The sequence below is a fragment of the Mesorhizobium sp. C416B genome (assembly GCF_030323165.1).
GTDB lineage: Bacteria > Pseudomonadota > Alphaproteobacteria > Rhizobiales > Rhizobiaceae > Mesorhizobium.
Genome location: NZ_CP100471.1, coordinates 6,597,387 through 6,611,987, shown reverse-complemented (window position 1 = coordinate 6,611,987; position 14,601 = coordinate 6,597,387). Strand labels below are relative to the sequence as shown.

Sequence of the window (14,601 nt, the reverse complement as noted above, 5' to 3'; positions counted from 1 at the left end):
TGATGACCAAGCACTTTACCGGCGGCTGCGCCTGCGGCGCGATCCGCTATGAGGCCAGCGGCGAGCCGATCTTTCAGAACCACTGCCAATGCCTCGATTGCCAAAAGCGCAGCGGTACTGGCCATTGTTCCTATGTGACCTTCGGCCGGCGCGCTGACGTAAAGATCACCGGCGAGCCGAGCACGTGGCGGATGATCGCCGACAGCGGCAATGAAAAAGCCCAGGCCTTTTGCCCGACCTGCGGCACGCCGGTCTACGTAACGTTCGTCCCCATGCCGGAGGTGACGGCTATCCAGGCCACGAGCCTCGATGATCCCGGCCAGTTCGACCCGCAGGCGGTCACCTACACCGTGCGCGGCCACGCCTGGGACACGATCGACCCAGCGCTTCAGCCATTCGAGCGAATGCCTGGATGAACCAGGCAGAGCCCTATCCCTCGGATAGGGCTCTGCGTTCAGCTCAGATCACCAGGCCCTTGGTCAGTTCCAGCGCCTGCCGCTCGAACAGGCGGCGGTAGATGCCGCCCTTCAGCCGGATCAGCTCGTCATGCGAGCCTTCCTCGATGATCTTGCCACGGTCGAACACGAGCAGCCTGTCCAGCGCTCGCACCGTCGACAGACGGTGCGCGATGACCAGCGTCGTGCGGCCAACCATCAGCCGCTCCATCGCCTGCTGGATCAGTACTTCCGATTCCGAATCGAGGCTCGATGTCGCCTCGTCCAGGATCAGGATGCGCGCATCCGCCAGGAAGGCGCGTGCGATCGCCACCCGCTGGCGCTCGCCGCCCGACAGTTTCACGCCGCGTTCACCGACCAGCGTGCCGTAGCCCTTCGGCAGGCTGGTGATGAAGTCGTGCGCGCTGGCGAGCTTGGCGGCATGCTCGATCTCGGCCTGCGTGGCGTCCGGACGGGCATAGGCGATGTTTTCCGCCAGCGAGCGGTGGAACAGGATGGGCTCCTGCTGGACGATGGCAATCTGCGCGCGCAGCGACGCCTGTGCAACCTGGGAGATGTCTTGGCCATCGACCAGGATCCTGCCGCCGCTGACATTATAGAGACGCTGGATCAGCTTCACGAAGGTCGTCTTGCCCGAGCCGGAATGGCCGACCAGTCCGACCCGCTCGCCCGCCGCTATCTCCACCGAAAAATCGCGGTAGAGCGGCAGGCGATGGCTGCCATAGTGGAAGCCATAGTGGAAGGTGACGTTATCGAAGGCGATGTGGCCATGCGTGATCCGGATCGGCTTGGCGCCGGGCCGGTCCTCGATGCCGAGCGGTTGCGACTGGAAATCGACCAGTTCCTCCATGTCGTTGACCGAACGCTGCAAATTGCGGATATGCGTGCCGATGTCCCTGAGGTAGCCCTGCAGCACGAAGAACGAGGTCAGCACGAAGGCGACATCGCCCGCACTTGCCTGGCCCCAGGCCCACAGCATCAGCGACAGGCCGATTACTGCCGTCCGCAGCACCAGCAACATGGCGCCTTGCGTCGTGCCGTTGATGGTGCCGCGCACCCAGGTGCGGCTGGTCCGCGCGCGCCATTTGGCGACGACCTTGGCAAGACGCGTCTCCTCGCGCGTCTCGGCACCGAAACCCTTGACCACGGCATTGCAGCTCACCGCATCGGCAAGCGAGCCGCCAAGCCGCGTATCCCAGCTGTTGGCGAGCCGTGCCGCGGGCGCGACATAGCCGAGCGACAGCAGCGCCGTCACCGTGATGAACAGCAGCGAGCCGACTGCCACGACCAGCCCCATCAGTGGCCAGAACCAGCCGAGCAGCAACGTCGAGCCGACCAGCATGGCGACCGACGGCAACAACGCAATCAGGATGGTGTCATTGAGCAGGTCGAGAGCCCACATGCCGCGCGTGACCTTGCGCACCGTCGATCCGGCAAAGCTATTGGCGTGCCAGTCGGTTGAGAAGCGTTGCACGCGATGGAACGCGTCGGCGGCGATGTCGGCCATCATCTTCAGCGTCAGCTCGACAATGCCCATGAAAGCCAGGTTGCGCAGCACCACGCCGGTCATCGCCAAAGCGATGAGCGCGAAGAACGCCGCCATTGCCGCATTCCACGCGACATCGTCAGCCAACGCACTGCTGGCGACGGCGTCGACCAGCCGGCCGGAATAGAGCGGCGTCAACACGTCCGCTATGGTCGACAGCAGGAAGCTGCCCATGATCAGCGAAAGCCGCCACGGCTGGCGCCGCCAGTGGCTGAGCGTGAAGCCAAGAACGCTGCGAAAGGCGCTTGCACGCAGATCGATTCGAAAACGAGCCATGATGTCATCCGGGCGCAAATCTGCCCGGTCCCGGTAAGGTCTGAAAATTGAAAACCGCGCTGGGCAATTCGCCCGGGGCTGCGGAGGTTCGGCATAGGTGGCGGCGCGCCCGATTTGCCGGGTGGCGACCGGCATAGGCAGAAGCCTTTGCTCGACCCGGCATCGGTGCGAAGGACAAACCTTCGCCGGACGCCAGGTGAGACCTAGGCTTCGCGGCCTCGCATTACCATGTGAAATACTGCCATTCGGACCTCCCGCAAGGCACTTGCGGAGCGGTCCTTATAGAGACGCCATGAAGGATCGCCAAGGCCGGGCACGTGGCAAAGCGTAACTGGTCCAACCAGTGAGGTTATCTTGCAACAACAGCCGGTCAACCCCCTCGCTATGCCTCATTCCGGGTTGCGATCGAGGCGCATGTAGCGGCCGTCGATCGATGCCTTGAAGCCCAGCTTCTCATAAAGGCCATGCGCGTCACTGGTCGACAGGCTCCAGTGCGAGACCGTGCTGAGTTCAGGGTGGTTGATGAGCGCCCGCACCAGTTGCGTGCCAATGCCTTGGCCGCGATGCTGCGGCCAGATGATGATGTCGGCGAGATAGGCAAACACCGTACGGTCGGTGATGGCCCGGCCAAAACCGACTTGGTTCCCATCGATATAGGCCGCGGTGCAGAACGAGTTGGCAAAAGCGCGGCGATGAAACTCATCGCTGCGGCCGGCGCCCCAATAACTCGCCATCAACAGGTCGGAGGTCGCCCGGAAGTCGATCCGTGACATGTCGAAGCTGATCTCAGAGTCGGGCATGGTGCCTCGCAAAGAATGAGGGCGGCCGAATTTCGGTCCGGCCCGTGGTTTGGTTACCGACCTGGCGCGCTTACGGCACCACGAGATAGGCCTTCTGGTCGGCGATCGCGATGGTCACGTCGGTGCCGGAATTGAACTCGACGAAATCGAGCTCCATCCCGTCGCTGAAGATTACGCCGCCCCTGCTCTGCCGCGAAGAAACCACCAGCGGCCGGTCGCGGGTGATGACGCCATGCACAAGCGACACGCCGGTCGTGTTGCTCGGAAACGGTTCGCGCACCGAAAAGAACAGCTGTTCGCCTTCGCGGTCATAGCCTTGCGGCGGCACGGTCGGCACGGAGTTGTCACCATAGGCCGCAGCCAGTCCCGCGGCGCCCGCCATCACCGAGCGTAGCCAGCCGGTAGAGCCGGCGCCCGTGGAGATGATGATGCCGCTCGACGACTGGCGCTCGGTCCTGCCGCCATAGGTCAATTCGTAGCGCGCCGAGACATGCGTCGAGGCGCCAACGAACAGATCGTTGAAGGCGATCAGCCGGCGTCCGTCATTGGAGCGCGCTTCGGCCATCACCACCGCCTGGCGCTTCGCCTTGCCGGCGATCGTCAGGCCGAGGACCTTTTCGGTATCGTCGGCATTCCACGGCAGCAGCACGCCGTCGAAAAGCGCCGGGTTCGGGTTGATGCCGATCAGCGGCTGGTACGGGAGGTACTTCGCGGTGTTGGACACCAGCCCGTCCTGACCGAGCGCGATCACCGCGTCGGAGCCGAATTCGAACTGCGGTACCAGTTCGCGGTCGAGCCGCAACTGTTTGAGGCCTTGGGGAAGCGAACCCATCACCCGGTCGAGCGCCTGGTGATAGACGTCATGCGCCGCCTTGACCGGGTCGAAATTCATGCCGGCCTGCCGGAGATAAAAGCGCGCCTGTCCCTGCGTGTTGAAGCGCGTCGTCAGCTCCTCCAACTCGGTCTTGCGGGTGACGACGATCACCCGGTCGATCGGCCTGCCGCTCTGGTCGCTTGCCACCCGTGCTTGCCTTTCAGGACCCGGCTTTCGGCGTGGAAAGCTGGCTGAGCGCGCTGGTGAGCATGTCAGGCGTGATCGACAGATTGCCGACCGAACCGCCCTTTTCCGCCCAGGCCTTGAAAGCCATCGCCGTCAGCACGTGCGCCGGCGCCGACGAATAGACGGTGAGTTCGAGCTGTTGGGCCTTGGCTTGCGCCTCGGCAAGCGTCAGCTTGTTGCGCGCCTCGGTATCGACCAGCAGCTTGTTGCGTTCGGCAAGCTCGATTTCGGTCGCCAGCTCGCTCTGCTTGATCTCGCGCTCCTTCTCCACGCCCCAGGCACGGCGCCCATAGATCGCGGCATCGGCCTGGCGCTGCAGCGCCTCGCGATATTCGGTCTGGAGCGCCTTGCGGATCTCCGGCGTCGGCTGGACCGAGGTGATGTGAACCTCCTCGATCGACAGGCCGGCGGTCGCGGCAATCGGATCGTTGCGCAGCAGTTCGGCCAGATTGCCGCCGAGCTTGGTCACCTCGGCCAGCGCCTGTTCCAGCGTCATGCTCGAAACCACCGCGCGGGCGCGGCTCTGTATCGCCAGCACCAGGCGTTCGGCGATCTTCTCACGGCCGTCGCCGACGACGTCGGCACGGCTGAGCTTGGCGCTGAAGTCGAAGCCTTCGGCCGCCTTGAGCGGATCGACAATGCGGTAGCTGACGGAACCCTGGATCGCCAGATCCTGGAAATTCGCCGTCGTCTCGGTGAAGATGAAAGGGTTGTCGAGCGACGTCACCGGCACCATGGCGATGGTGGTGCCGAACGTCCCGTACCAGAAGGAGATGCCGCGCCCCTGCTCACGGACCTTGCCGTTCTTGAAGCGCAGGATGTGATACTCAGGCGTTCCCTTGAAATAGCTGATAAACATGCGGCCCCCCAAGGTTCATCAATTTGATCGATGCTTAACCGCGATCCCTGAAACGGTTGGTGATGGGATAGCGGCGGTCGCGGCCAAAATTCTTCCGGGTGATCTTCACGCCCGGCGCCGCTTGCCGGCGTTTGTATTCGGCAATGTAGAGCAAATGTTCGACGCGCGTCACCGTCGCCCGGTCATGGCCGCGCGCGACGATGTCGTCGACGCCCATCTCGTTCTCGACCAGGCATTCCAGAATGTCGTCCAGCACCGGATAGGGCGGCAGCGAATCCTGGTCGGTCTGGTTCTCGCGCAATTCCGCCGACGGCGCCTTGTCGATGATATTCCTGGGGATCACCTCGCCTGAGGGACCGAGCGCGCCCGGCGGCACATGGCTGTTGCGCCAGCGCGACAGCGCATAGACCTGCATCTTGTAGAGGTCTTTTATCGGGTTGAAGCCGCCATTCATGTCGCCATAAAGCGTGGCGTAGCCCACCGACATCTCGCTCTTGTTGCCCGTGGTGACGACCATCGAGCCGAACTTGTTGGAGATCGCCATCAGGATCGTGCCGCGCGCGCGGCTCTGTAGATTCTCTTCGGTGATGCCTTCCTTGGTGCCTTCAAAAAGCTGCGCCAGCGTGTGTAGGAAACCCTCGACCGGTTCGAAGATCGGCACGATGTCATAGCGGCAGCCAAGCGCACGGGCGCAATCCTCGGCATCCTTCAGCGAATCCTCCGAGGTATAACGGTAGGGCATCATCACCGCCCGCAGCCGCTCCTCGCCGAGCGCATCGACGGCCAATGCGGCGCAGATCGCCGAATCGATGCCGCCGGAGAGACCCAGCACGACGTTCTTGAAGCCGTTCTTGTTGACGTAGTCGCGCAGGCCGAGCATGCAGGCGCGGTAGTCCGCCTCCTCGCTCTCGGGGATTTTCGACATCGGCCCTTCCGAGCAGACCCAGCCGTCGAACTCTTCTGCGTTTTGCGCGCCTGCGGCGACGCGGTTGCGCTTCCAGGTGGTGACGTCGACAGTTTCCTCGAACTGGCTCATCTGGAAGGCGAGCGTCTTGTCGGCGCCGATGGCAAAAGAGGCGCCGTCGAAGATCAGCTCATCCTGGCCGCCGATCTGATTGGCATAGATCATCGGCAAACCGGTCTCGATGACCTGGCGGATAACGACCTGATGGCGCACGTCCATCTTGGCGCGGTAGTAGGGCGAGCCGTTCGGCACCAGCAGGATTTCCGCGCCGCTCTCGGCCAGGGTTTCACAGATCCCGACGTCGCCCCAGATGTCCTCGCAGATCGGAATTCCGATGCGCACACCGCGGAAGTTGACGGGTCCCTGAGCCTCGGGGCCGGCCTGGAAGACGCGCTTCTCGTCGAACTCGCCATAGTTTGGCAAATCGAGCTTGTAGCGCTCGGCGAGGATCTTGCCGCCATCGGCGACGATGATCGAATTGTGGGTGCCGCTCTTGCGCTTCAACGGCGTGCCGATGATGACGCCCGGCCCGCCGTCGGCGGTATCTCCGGCGAAGTCCTGAGCGGCCTTCTCGCAAACCTTGAGGAAGGCCGGCTTCAGCACCAGGTCCTCCGGCGGGTAACCGGCAAGGAAAAGCTCGGTGTAGAGCACGATGTCGGCGCCCTGGCGGGCGGCATCGGCCCTGGCCTCGCGCGCCTTGGCAAGGTTGCCGGCGACATCGCCGACCGTCGGGTTGAGCTGGGCAACGGCGATGCGCAGAATATCGGGTGCGGTCTTCTGGGTCATCTGTGCGGTTTAGCGCGGCAAATTTGCCCGGGCAATGGCGTTCGTTTGGACCAATTCGGTGATCAGTCATCGCCCATATATTCGCGCAGCGATTGCGGCGAATGGTTCTCTCCGATCGACATCGCCAGAATGCGCGAGATGTGCCGGCGCGGCAGGCCGGTTTCCTGCGCCCATTTGTTGATCTGCGCCTGAATCCTGTCGAGATCCCTCTTCGACGTCGGACTTTCGGCGATGTCGAGGCCGGCGTCACGCAAAGCCGCGACCATATCGGCCGAGATGACGAAGGCGTCCCATTGCAGCCAGCGCAGGAAATACTGGCCGGTGTTGCCGCCAAGCCGGCTGCCATGCTTGCCGAGATACGCCATCAGCCCGACCTGGTCGTCGTCAGGCCACTCCGCGAGGAATTTGCCGAAACCGCCATGTTCCTTCGACACACGCTCAACGAAGGCGGCGTTGTCGCGGACGGATTTGATCTTCTGCGGGTTGCGCACGATGCGTTGATCAGCCGTCAGGTCGTGCCAGAAGTCATCAGGTTGAAACAACAGCCGTTTCGGCTCGAAATGGAGAAACGCGTCCTCGAACCCGGGCCATTTCTGTTCGATAACGCGCCAGACGAAGCCGGCGGCAAACACCCGCTCGGCCATCGTCGACAGGATGCGATCGTCCGTAATGTCGGCAACGGCAGCATTGTCAGGCGCCGGCCCGAGCAGCGAGGTCAGCACCGCGTCGCCGCCTTTGCGTTTTGCAGCACGGGCGCGAATCTTCGCGAAATCGGGCATCCTGCATCCTCGCGCCGCGCTTTTGACGAAACGCCATCTTCCTATATGCAAACGAGGCTGCCAAGCCGACGCTTTTCCTATGGAGACATCCATGCACAAAACCGTGCCAGAACTGGCCAACCGCTGGCTGAAGCGAACGCCGGAGGGCCTCAGCGAGCTCGAGCGGCGGGTGTTGCAGAGCACTGTCGACCGCAAGCCCATCTCGCAGGATATCAACGACAGCCTCACCGGCCTTCAGGGCGCCGGCGACCGGATCGCCGATGCCATTGCCCGCATCGGCGGCTCGTGGACGTTCATCCTGTCCTTCATTGCTTTCCTGGTGCTGTGGATCGGCGCCAATTGGTGGCTGCTCGGGCGAGACTCGTTCGACCCCTACCCCTTCATCTTCCTCAACCTGGTGCTGTCGATGATCGCCGCCTTGCAGGCGCCGGTGATCATGATGTCGCAGAACCGACAGGCCGCGCGCGACCGCATCGACGCCGCGCATGACTATGAGGTCAACCTCAAGGCCGAGATCGAGATCATGGCTCTGCATGAAAAGCTGGACGAACTGCGCCACAGCCAGATCATCTGCGTGCGCGAGGACATCGCGCGCCTGGCCGAACAGGTGAACCGCATAGACGAAAAACTGTCGGGCCGGCAAACCTCTCAATGACCGGGATCGTCCATCACCTCATCGAGCAATATGGGTTGATCGCGGTTTTCCTGGGCTGTGTCGCCGAAGGCGAAAGTGCGGCCATCCTCGGCGGCTTCTTCGCCCATCAGCATGTCTTCATCCTCTGGAAGGCTTTCCTCGCGGCCGCCATTGGCGCCTTCGTCGGCGACACGTTTTTCTTCATTCTCGGCCGCAGCTTTGCCGACCATCCCAGGGTGCTGAAACTGAAGGCGAGGCCCGGCTTCAACCACGCCTACCGTCTCGTCTCGTCCCATCCCAACATCTTCGTCCTGTCCAACCGCTACATCTATGGCCTGCGCCTGGTCGGCGGCATCGCGGCCGGTTTCGCCAGCATTTCGGTAGCGCGCTTCGTTATCCTCAACGCGGTGTCGTCGCTGGTCTGGGCGGCTTTGTTCTGCGGCGTCGGCTACGTCTTCGGCCTCGGGGCCGAGCAGATGATCGGCAAGGCACTGCTCCATCACGAACGGCTGCTGATCGCGCTTGCCATAGGTCTGGCTTTCGCCATCCTTGCCTGGCTCATCGCCCGCACCGTCGCCGGCAAGGAGCGCGCCAAGGACGCCCGCGACAGCGAAACCACATCGTAAGGTTCAGTCGTCGTCCTCGACCAGAGCCCGGTCGCCGCGATCGAGGATCAGCGGGATGATGAGATCTTCCTCGTCGGCCAGATGCCGCTTCAGCGTGGCGATCAGCCGGCTGTTCTCGTCCGCATAGGCGTCGGCGGCGAAGCGCTGCCTGTCCTCGCTCTCCTCGAGCGTGCGGATGAAGGCGTTCGCCGTCTCGGCGTTGCGCTCCAGCCCCTCATGAATGGTGTGATGGTCGGCATCGAGGATTTCGAAGCCGCGCTTCAGGCGCGGCTCCGCCTTGGCGAAAGCCGGGAAATATTGGTAGTCCTCGACATTGTGGTGGCCGTCGAGATTGCCGAGAAAGTGGTTCAGCCGCGGCGCGAACCAGCGCGCGAAATCCGGCGCCGTCAGCCTGCCTTCGCGATAGTCGCCAATGCCGGTGGTGAGCATGCCGCCCAGCTCTCGGAACATGTCGTGCCGCTGCAGCCACATGTTTGCCATGCCGTGGATGTTGGCGTGGCCCTGCCATGTCTCGCGCGGATATTTTTCCGCCAGCCAGCGCAGGTCTTCCGGCAGGCCGGCTCTTTCAAGCAGCAGAAAATTGGCTTCCACGACGTCAGTCTCCTTTGGTGACTAACATATGGGAGCGTTCAGATCAGATCGGTAGTCCCGTGATGCGCTCGATGAGGGCGATTCCCCAGACGCCGGCGACGATAATAACCGAAATCAGCACCGCCAGCGAGCCGCAGTCCTTGGCGAGCTGGATGTCGACGTTGAACTCGCGACTGAAGGCATCGCAGGCTGCCTCGATGCCGGTGTTCAGCACTTCGACCATGATGAGCAGCAGCACCGCGCCGATCAACAGCGCGTAGCCGCGCCACGAGACCGAGACGAACCAGCCGAGCGGCAGCGCCAGCACCAGCAGCATCAGTTCCTGCTGAAATGCCCTTTCGCTGGCGGCGAGCTTGCGAAAGGCTCGCACAGAATTGAAGTAAGCACCGATCAGCCGCTGCATGCCGCATCCCCTTCGAATCACCGGCAGGGGATATCGCAATGGCTGGATCAAGGGAATAAGGCAGCCGCCGCAAAATCACTCCTCCGCAACCTTGATCGGCGGCGTCGACTTCTCGAACTGCGGCAGTCCATCGTCGATCGTATAGTAATCGCCCTTGTCGCCGACAAAGATGTGGCATTGGCCTTCGAGCCCGGTCGGGTTGTCGAACGATCCGGCCAGAACCGAGACATAGGCATCCTGACCCGGCTTCCAGAACAGCACCGAGCCGCAGATCTTGCAAAAGCCGCGCTTGGCAAAGGAAGACGATTCGTACCAGCTGATGTTGTCGGCGCCGGTTATCGTGATGTCGCCGTCGGCGACGTTGGTCGCGGCGTAAAAATGCCCGCTCTGCTTGCGGCACTGCGAACAGTGGCAATAAATGACTCCGCGCAACGGCCCTCGCGTCTGGAAACGCACGGCTCCACACAGGCAAGATCCGCTGTGGTTGTTGCTCATCCCTGCCTCCACCAGCCATCGTTCACGGCTTCGCCGCTGGCCGAGAGGATTTCAGTTTTGCCGCAGCCGGGCACCGGCAAATGCGACATGGGGTGGGCGTGTTCGGACCTGACCTCAGGATCTTTGCAAACCATTTCTGCAGCCTGCGGTAGAACGGACGCGTTACCTGGCGGCACATTAAGGAAACTTTAGCGCCGGCGCATCTATGGTCGTTGCCAAGCGAATGTCGCGATTGGGGACGTGTCTTTCGCAGGATGATCCGAAATACGGCTGGCACTCTCCGGTCGGCGGCATCTCGCACGGTCTGCGATGGTTCCCAGAGGCAGAGTGAACAGAACATGCAGCCGGCAGCCGTCCAGACCGACCGAAACAGCGACATTGCAACAGCCGTTGTGGCGACCATGCGTCAGCTCGGTGTGCTTGGCCTGCCGCGCAATTACGAAATCTTCTACGAAGCACTGAAAGGCACCAACCGCGAACTCGGCCTGGCCGTCGTCGCGCTCGGCAACCAGCCGACGCAGGACGATCTCGACCGCATCGGCCGCGCTTTCTTTGCACAGCATCACGGTCCCGGCATTGTCGAGCAGGCGCGCGACGTGCTGGCCAGGGAACTCGAGGACATCGCCTTGCTGCTGCGCAGCGAACGTAGCCATATCGAGAAATACGGCAAGATCCTCGATGAGACATCGAGTGGCCTCGCCAACCGCAGCCTGCTTTCGCAGGATCTGCTGCAGAAGGTCGCCAGCGCCATGGCGGCGGCCACCAACTCGACCCTCGACCACGGCAAGCAGGTTGCAACCACGCTGAGCGACAAGACGGCGGAACTGGAGAGCGTCAAGTCGAAGCTTGAGGAGTACAAGCGGCTCGCCGACACCGACCCCTTGACCCATATCTGGAACCGCCGCGCCTTCGACAAGCAAATCACGGCGATTTACACCTCCAACAAGGGGATCCTGTTCAACGCCCTGATCCTTGCCGACATCGACCATTTCAAGGGTGTCAACGATCGCTACGGCCACCCGGTCGGCGACAAGATCATCCAGATCGTCGCTGAAATCTTCCAGACCAGCATCCGTGAAGACATGTTCGTTGCCCGCACCGGCGGCGAGGAATTCGCGCTGATCGTCGAGGGCGCCAGCGAGGATACCACTTACGAGATCGCCGAACGCATCCGCGTGCTGATCGAACAGACGCCGTTCACCAGCAGCCAGACCGGCGCCAATTACGGCACGGTGACCGTTTCCATGGGCATCTGCATGGCTTCCGAAGCGGAAAGCCCGGAGGATCTTTACACCAAGGCGGACCGGGCGCTCTACCGCTCCAAGGTTGGCGGGCGCAACCGCGTCACCCGGCACTCGACAATGGCCGGCCGCACCGGCAAGAACTGGCTGCTATACAAGAAAGACTGACGCTTCGGCGTGCAGCCAATTCCCGGGCACAGGCAAATTTATCGGATCCCGCCTCTTTCCATATGAATTTCAGTGGACTATATTTTCCATGGAAAGAGAGAGGCCATGTCTGTTACACAACCCAATGCCGCCCCTGATCTCACCGCGACGGCGGCCGAAAACGCGGTTCTGACCAAGGCCACGCTGCGCGCCGCCGAACTCTTGGATATAACCGCCAGGGTGCTTGCGTCGATCATCGGCGTCTCGGAAGCCACGGTTTCACGCATGCGCAGGCAGGAATTCCTGCTGGAGCGCGGCACCAAGCCGTTCGAACTCGCGGTGCTGTTCGTGCGGCTGTTCCGTTCGCTCGATGCCATTGTCGGCGGTGACGAGACGATAGCCCGGGCATGGCTGAAGAACGCCAACACGGCTTTCGATGGCAGCCCGCTTGAAAAGATCCTCACCATTACCGGGCTTGTCGATGTCATTGCCTATCTGGACTCCCGACGCGCTCTCGTCTGAAGCCGTCCGGCTCGACGGCAAATACTGGCGCATGGTCGAGGCGCAGCACCGCGTCTCGACGCTGAAGATCGTCGACACGCTGGACGAACAGGCGCTGCTCGAGGATCTGATCGAGGAGACCAAGCCGCAAATCCCCATGGAATGCCGGCATCTCCACTATCTCCTGGCGACGCCCTTCCGCTACGGCTCGATCTATCCCTACGGCTCGCGCTTCCGCCGCGCCGGCCGCACTCTTGGCGTCTACTACGCGGCGGAGACGATCATGACGGCGGTCGCCGAAATGGCCTTCTACCGCTTGTTGTTCTTCGCCGATTCGCCCGAGACGCCATGGCCGCACGACGCCGCCGAATACACCGCCTTCGCCGCCGCGATCCGTACCGACAATGCCATCGACCTGACGCGGCCGCCGCTCGACCGCGACCGGGCCCATTGGACGCATCCGACCGACTATGCCGCCAGCCAGGCGATTGCCGATGTCGCGCATGAGGCTGGGCTGGAGGCGATCCGTTACCGTTCGGCGCGCGACCCGAAGGGCGTCAATGTGGCGCTGCTGACATGCCGCGGCTTTACCAAGGCCAAGCCGCTGGAGCCGCATACCTGGCGCGTCCGGCTGGGCTCCCTCGGCGTCCAGGCGATCTGCGAATTTCCGGAAAGGCGCATCGAGTTTTCCAGAACCGCCTTCGCCAATGATCCCCGGCTCAACGGATTGCGCTGGGAACGCGGGCGTTGATCTAAACGAAAAGCGCCGGATTTCTCCGGCGCTTTTCCACTTCAATCTGAAAACAGGTTCAGCCGTTAGCCACCTGCTTGTGCTGCACCGGATGGCTCTTCTTCAAGAGATCCGACACCAGGAACGCCAGCTCGATCGCCTGGTCGGCGTTGAGGCGCGGGTCGCAATGGGTGTGATAGCGGTCCTGCAGTTCCTCTGCGGTGATGGCGCGGGCGCCGCCGGTGCATTCGGTGACGTTCTTGCCGGTCATTTCGACATGGATGCCGCCGGGATGCGTGCCTTCGGCGCGATGCACCTCGAAGAAGGTCTGGACTTCCTTGAGGATGCGGTCGAACGGCCGCGTCTTGTAGCCGGCTGCCTCGATCGTGTTGCCGTGCATCGGATCGGATGACCACACGACGCTGCGGCCTTCCTTCTGCACCGCGCGCACCAGCTTCGGCAGATGGTCGGCGACCTTGTCGGAGCCGAAGCGGGCGATCAGCGTCAGCCGGCCCGGCTCGTTCTCCGGATTGAGCAGGTCGATCAGCTCCAGCAAGCCGTCCGCCGTCAGCGACGGACCGCATTTGAGGCCGAGCGGGTTCTTGATGCCGCGGCAATATTCGACATGCGCATGGTCGGGCTGGCGGGTACGGTCGCCGATCCAGATCATGTGGCCTGACGTTGCGTACCAGTCGCCCGAGGTCGAATCGACGCGGGTCAGTGCTTCTTCATAGCCAAGCAGCAGCGCTTCGTGGCTGGTGTAGAAGTCGGTCTCGCGCAGCGCGTAATTGGTCTCGGAGGTGATGCCGACGGCCTTCATGAAGTCCATCGTCTCGGTGATGCGGTTGGCGAGCATGCCATACTTCTCGCCTTGCGGGCTGTCGGAGACGAAGCCCAGCATCCAGCGATGCACATTCTCCAGGCTGGCGTAGCCGCCTTGGGCGAAGGCACGCAGCAGGTTAAGCGTCGCCGCCGACTGGCGGTAGGCCATTTCCTGGCGGGCCGGGTCGGGAATGCGCGACTTCGGGTCGAACTCGATGCCGTTGATGATGTCGCCTCGGTAGCTTGGCAGCGTCACCTCGCCCTTGGTCTCATTGTCAGACGAGCGCGGCTTGGCGAACTGGCCGGCGACACGGCCGACCTTCACCACCGGCTGCGCGCCGGCAAAGGTCAGCACCACCGACATCTGCAGGAAGACGCGGAAGAAGTCGCGGATGTTGTCGGCGCCATGTTCGGCGAAACTCTCGGCGCAATCACCGCCCTGCAGAAGGAATGCGTCGCCGGCAGCGACAGCCGCAAGCTGCTTCTTCAGCTTGCGCGCCTCACCGGCAAAAACCAGCGGCGGAAAGGTGGCGAGCTGGGCTTCCGTGTTCTTCAGCGCGGCGAGGTCCGGATAGGCAGGAACCTGCTTGATCGGCTTTGCTCTCCAAGAATTCGGCGACCATTTCGTCATCGCTGCACCCAAACGCTCTTTCCAGCAGGCTTTTGCCCGCCATTCCCGCCCCATATGGGGATGGCGGCTCCATACACGAAGCCGATTTTCTATTCTAGACCGGAATTCAAGCGCTGGCGAATGATGGGGAGCTCCATGCCGCGACCCACTTTGGCTTCTTATCTTCGCGACGGCTGTGCAATATCCCTTGGTGCCAGAATCGATCCTCACCGATCTAGTCGCGCCGGTCATCGTCCGCTGCGCAACAATTCTCCA

16 protein-coding genes are annotated in these 14,601 nt (G+C 62.6%); 6 read left to right on the top strand and 10 right to left on the bottom strand.

Going from position 1 to position 14,601, the window contains the following annotated elements:
- The first annotated feature begins 2 nt into the window (after positions 1-2).
- Positions 3-416 (top strand): GFA family protein, encoded by a 414-nt coding sequence (locus NLY43_RS31990; protein ID WP_023710607.1) that lies wholly within the window; start codon positions 3-5, stop codon positions 414-416.
- A 43-nt stretch (positions 417-459) separates the two neighbouring features.
- On the opposite strand, the gene NLY43_RS31985 is transcribed toward NLY43_RS31990, so the two are convergent.
- From NLY43_RS31985 to NLY43_RS31960, 6 genes are all read right to left on the bottom strand, one after another.
- The gene (locus NLY43_RS31985; protein WP_023710608.1) at positions 460-2,277 is read right to left on the bottom strand and encodes an ABC transporter ATP-binding protein; all 1,818 of its coding nucleotides are present in this window, start codon (positions 2,275-2,277) and stop codon (positions 460-462) included.
- Between the two features lie 389 nt (positions 2,278-2,666).
- The gene (locus tag NLY43_RS31980; RefSeq protein ID WP_023710609.1) at positions 2,667-3,077 is read right to left on the bottom strand and encodes a GNAT family N-acetyltransferase; all 411 of its coding nucleotides are present in this window, start codon (positions 3,075-3,077) and stop codon (positions 2,667-2,669) included.
- A gap of 70 nt (positions 3,078-3,147) precedes the next feature.
- Entirely contained in the window at positions 3,148-4,098 is a 951-nt protein-coding gene (locus NLY43_RS31975; RefSeq protein ID WP_027050400.1) for a diacylglycerol kinase catalytic domain-containing protein, read from the bottom strand.
- Between the two features lie 13 nt (positions 4,099-4,111).
- Positions 4,112-4,996, bottom strand: coding sequence for an SPFH domain-containing protein (locus tag NLY43_RS31970; protein ID WP_023691182.1), 885 nt, complete (start codon positions 4,994-4,996; stop codon positions 4,112-4,114).
- A 34-nt stretch (positions 4,997-5,030) separates the two neighbouring features.
- Entirely contained in the window at positions 5,031-6,746 is a 1,716-nt protein-coding gene (locus NLY43_RS31965; RefSeq protein ID WP_023691181.1) for an NAD+ synthase, read from the bottom strand.
- 62 nt (positions 6,747-6,808) lie between these two features.
- Positions 6,809-7,525 carry a DNA-3-methyladenine glycosylase I gene (locus NLY43_RS31960; RefSeq protein ID WP_023710610.1) on the bottom strand — a complete coding sequence of 239 codons (717 nt, stop codon included), beginning with the start codon at positions 7,523-7,525 and terminating at the stop codon, positions 6,809-6,811.
- Positions 7,526-7,616: 91 nt separating this feature from the next.
- Between NLY43_RS31960 and NLY43_RS31955 the strand changes: the two genes are divergently transcribed.
- Both NLY43_RS31955 and NLY43_RS31950 read left to right on the top strand, forming a co-directional pair.
- Positions 7,617-8,180, top strand: coding sequence for a DUF1003 domain-containing protein (locus NLY43_RS31955; protein ID WP_023681550.1), 564 nt, complete (start codon positions 7,617-7,619; stop codon positions 8,178-8,180).
- Complete coding sequence (locus NLY43_RS31950; RefSeq protein WP_023710611.1) at positions 8,177-8,785, top strand: DedA family protein; 609 nt, start codon at positions 8,177-8,179, stop codon at positions 8,783-8,785. Before NLY43_RS31955 ends, NLY43_RS31950 begins: the two co-directional genes overlap by 4 nt.
- A gap of 3 nt (positions 8,786-8,788) precedes the next feature.
- Here NLY43_RS31950 and NLY43_RS31945 read toward each other — a convergent pair whose 3' ends face one another.
- The 3 genes from NLY43_RS31945 to NLY43_RS31935 form a co-directional block, all read right to left on the bottom strand.
- Entirely contained in the window at positions 8,789-9,376 is a 588-nt protein-coding gene (locus NLY43_RS31945) for a hemerythrin domain-containing protein (protein WP_023681552.1), read from the bottom strand.
- Between the two features lie 43 nt (positions 9,377-9,419).
- Positions 9,420-9,779 carry a diacylglycerol kinase gene (locus NLY43_RS31940; RefSeq protein WP_023681553.1) on the bottom strand — a complete coding sequence of 120 codons (360 nt, stop codon included), beginning with the start codon at positions 9,777-9,779 and terminating at the stop codon, positions 9,420-9,422.
- A gap of 75 nt (positions 9,780-9,854) precedes the next feature.
- A complete protein-coding gene (locus NLY43_RS31935; protein ID WP_023681554.1) occupies positions 9,855-10,274 on the bottom strand; it encodes a GFA family protein in 420 nt (139 codons plus the stop codon).
- A gap of 338 nt (positions 10,275-10,612) precedes the next feature.
- Between NLY43_RS31935 and NLY43_RS31930 the strand changes: the two genes are divergently transcribed.
- From NLY43_RS31930 to NLY43_RS31920, 3 genes are all read left to right on the top strand, one after another.
- Positions 10,613-11,683 (top strand): GGDEF domain-containing protein, encoded by a 1,071-nt coding sequence (locus NLY43_RS31930; RefSeq protein ID WP_023681555.1) that lies wholly within the window; start codon positions 10,613-10,615, stop codon positions 11,681-11,683.
- Positions 11,684-11,788: 105 nt separating this feature from the next.
- On the top strand, positions 11,789-12,184 hold the full coding sequence (locus NLY43_RS31925; RefSeq protein WP_023667557.1) for an MbcA/ParS/Xre antitoxin family protein: 396 nt from the start codon (positions 11,789-11,791) through the stop codon (positions 12,182-12,184).
- Complete coding sequence (locus NLY43_RS31920) at positions 12,144-12,914, top strand: RES family NAD+ phosphorylase (RefSeq protein WP_023710613.1); 771 nt, start codon at positions 12,144-12,146, stop codon at positions 12,912-12,914. The genes NLY43_RS31925 and NLY43_RS31920 overlap by 41 nt, the downstream gene beginning before the upstream one ends.
- A gap of 58 nt (positions 12,915-12,972) precedes the next feature.
- Here the strand turns inward: NLY43_RS31920 and NLY43_RS31915 are convergent, their stop codons facing one another.
- Positions 12,973-14,346 (bottom strand): class II 3-deoxy-7-phosphoheptulonate synthase, encoded by a 1,374-nt coding sequence (locus NLY43_RS31915; RefSeq protein WP_023710614.1) that lies wholly within the window; start codon positions 14,344-14,346, stop codon positions 12,973-12,975.
- Positions 14,347-14,601 lie beyond the last annotated feature (255 nt).

Bases quoted from the DNA above. Each gene is read 5' to 3' on its own strand.
- NLY43_RS31920 (WP_023710613.1), top strand. From the start codon at position 12,144: ATGTCATTGCCTATCTGGACTCCCGACGCGCTCTCGTCTGAAGCCGTC.
- NLY43_RS31970 (WP_023691182.1), bottom strand. From the start codon at position 4,996: ATGTTTATCAGCTATTTCAAGGGAACGCCTGAGTATCACATCCTGCGC.
- NLY43_RS31950 (WP_023710611.1), top strand. From the start codon at position 8,177: ATGACCGGGATCGTCCATCACCTCATCGAGCAATATGGGTTGATCGCG.
- NLY43_RS31930 (WP_023681555.1), top strand. From the start codon at position 10,613: ATGCAGCCGGCAGCCGTCCAGACCGACCGAAACAGCGACATTGCAACA.
- NLY43_RS31980 (WP_023710609.1), bottom strand. From the start codon at position 3,077: ATGCCCGACTCTGAGATCAGCTTCGACATGTCACGGATCGACTTCCGG.
- NLY43_RS31940 (WP_023681553.1), bottom strand. From the start codon at position 9,779: ATGCAGCGGCTGATCGGTGCTTACTTCAATTCTGTGCGAGCCTTTCGC.
- NLY43_RS31935 (WP_023681554.1), bottom strand. From the start codon at position 10,274: ATGAGCAACAACCACAGCGGATCTTGCCTGTGTGGAGCCGTGCGTTTC.
- NLY43_RS31985 (WP_023710608.1), bottom strand. From the start codon at position 2,277: ATGGCTCGTTTTCGAATCGATCTGCGTGCAAGCGCCTTTCGCAGCGTT.
- NLY43_RS31990 (WP_023710607.1), top strand. From the start codon at position 3: ATGACCAAGCACTTTACCGGCGGCTGCGCCTGCGGCGCGATCCGCTAT.
- NLY43_RS31965 (WP_023691181.1), bottom strand. From the start codon at position 6,746: ATGACCCAGAAGACCGCACCCGATATTCTGCGCATCGCCGTTGCCCAG.
- NLY43_RS31955 (WP_023681550.1), top strand. From the start codon at position 7,617: ATGCACAAAACCGTGCCAGAACTGGCCAACCGCTGGCTGAAGCGAACG.
- NLY43_RS31925 (WP_023667557.1), top strand. From the start codon at position 11,789: ATGTCTGTTACACAACCCAATGCCGCCCCTGATCTCACCGCGACGGCG.
- NLY43_RS31915 (WP_023710614.1), bottom strand. From the start codon at position 14,346: ATGACGAAATGGTCGCCGAATTCTTGGAGAGCAAAGCCGATCAAGCAG.
- NLY43_RS31960 (WP_023710610.1), bottom strand. From the start codon at position 7,525: ATGCCCGATTTCGCGAAGATTCGCGCCCGTGCTGCAAAACGCAAAGGC.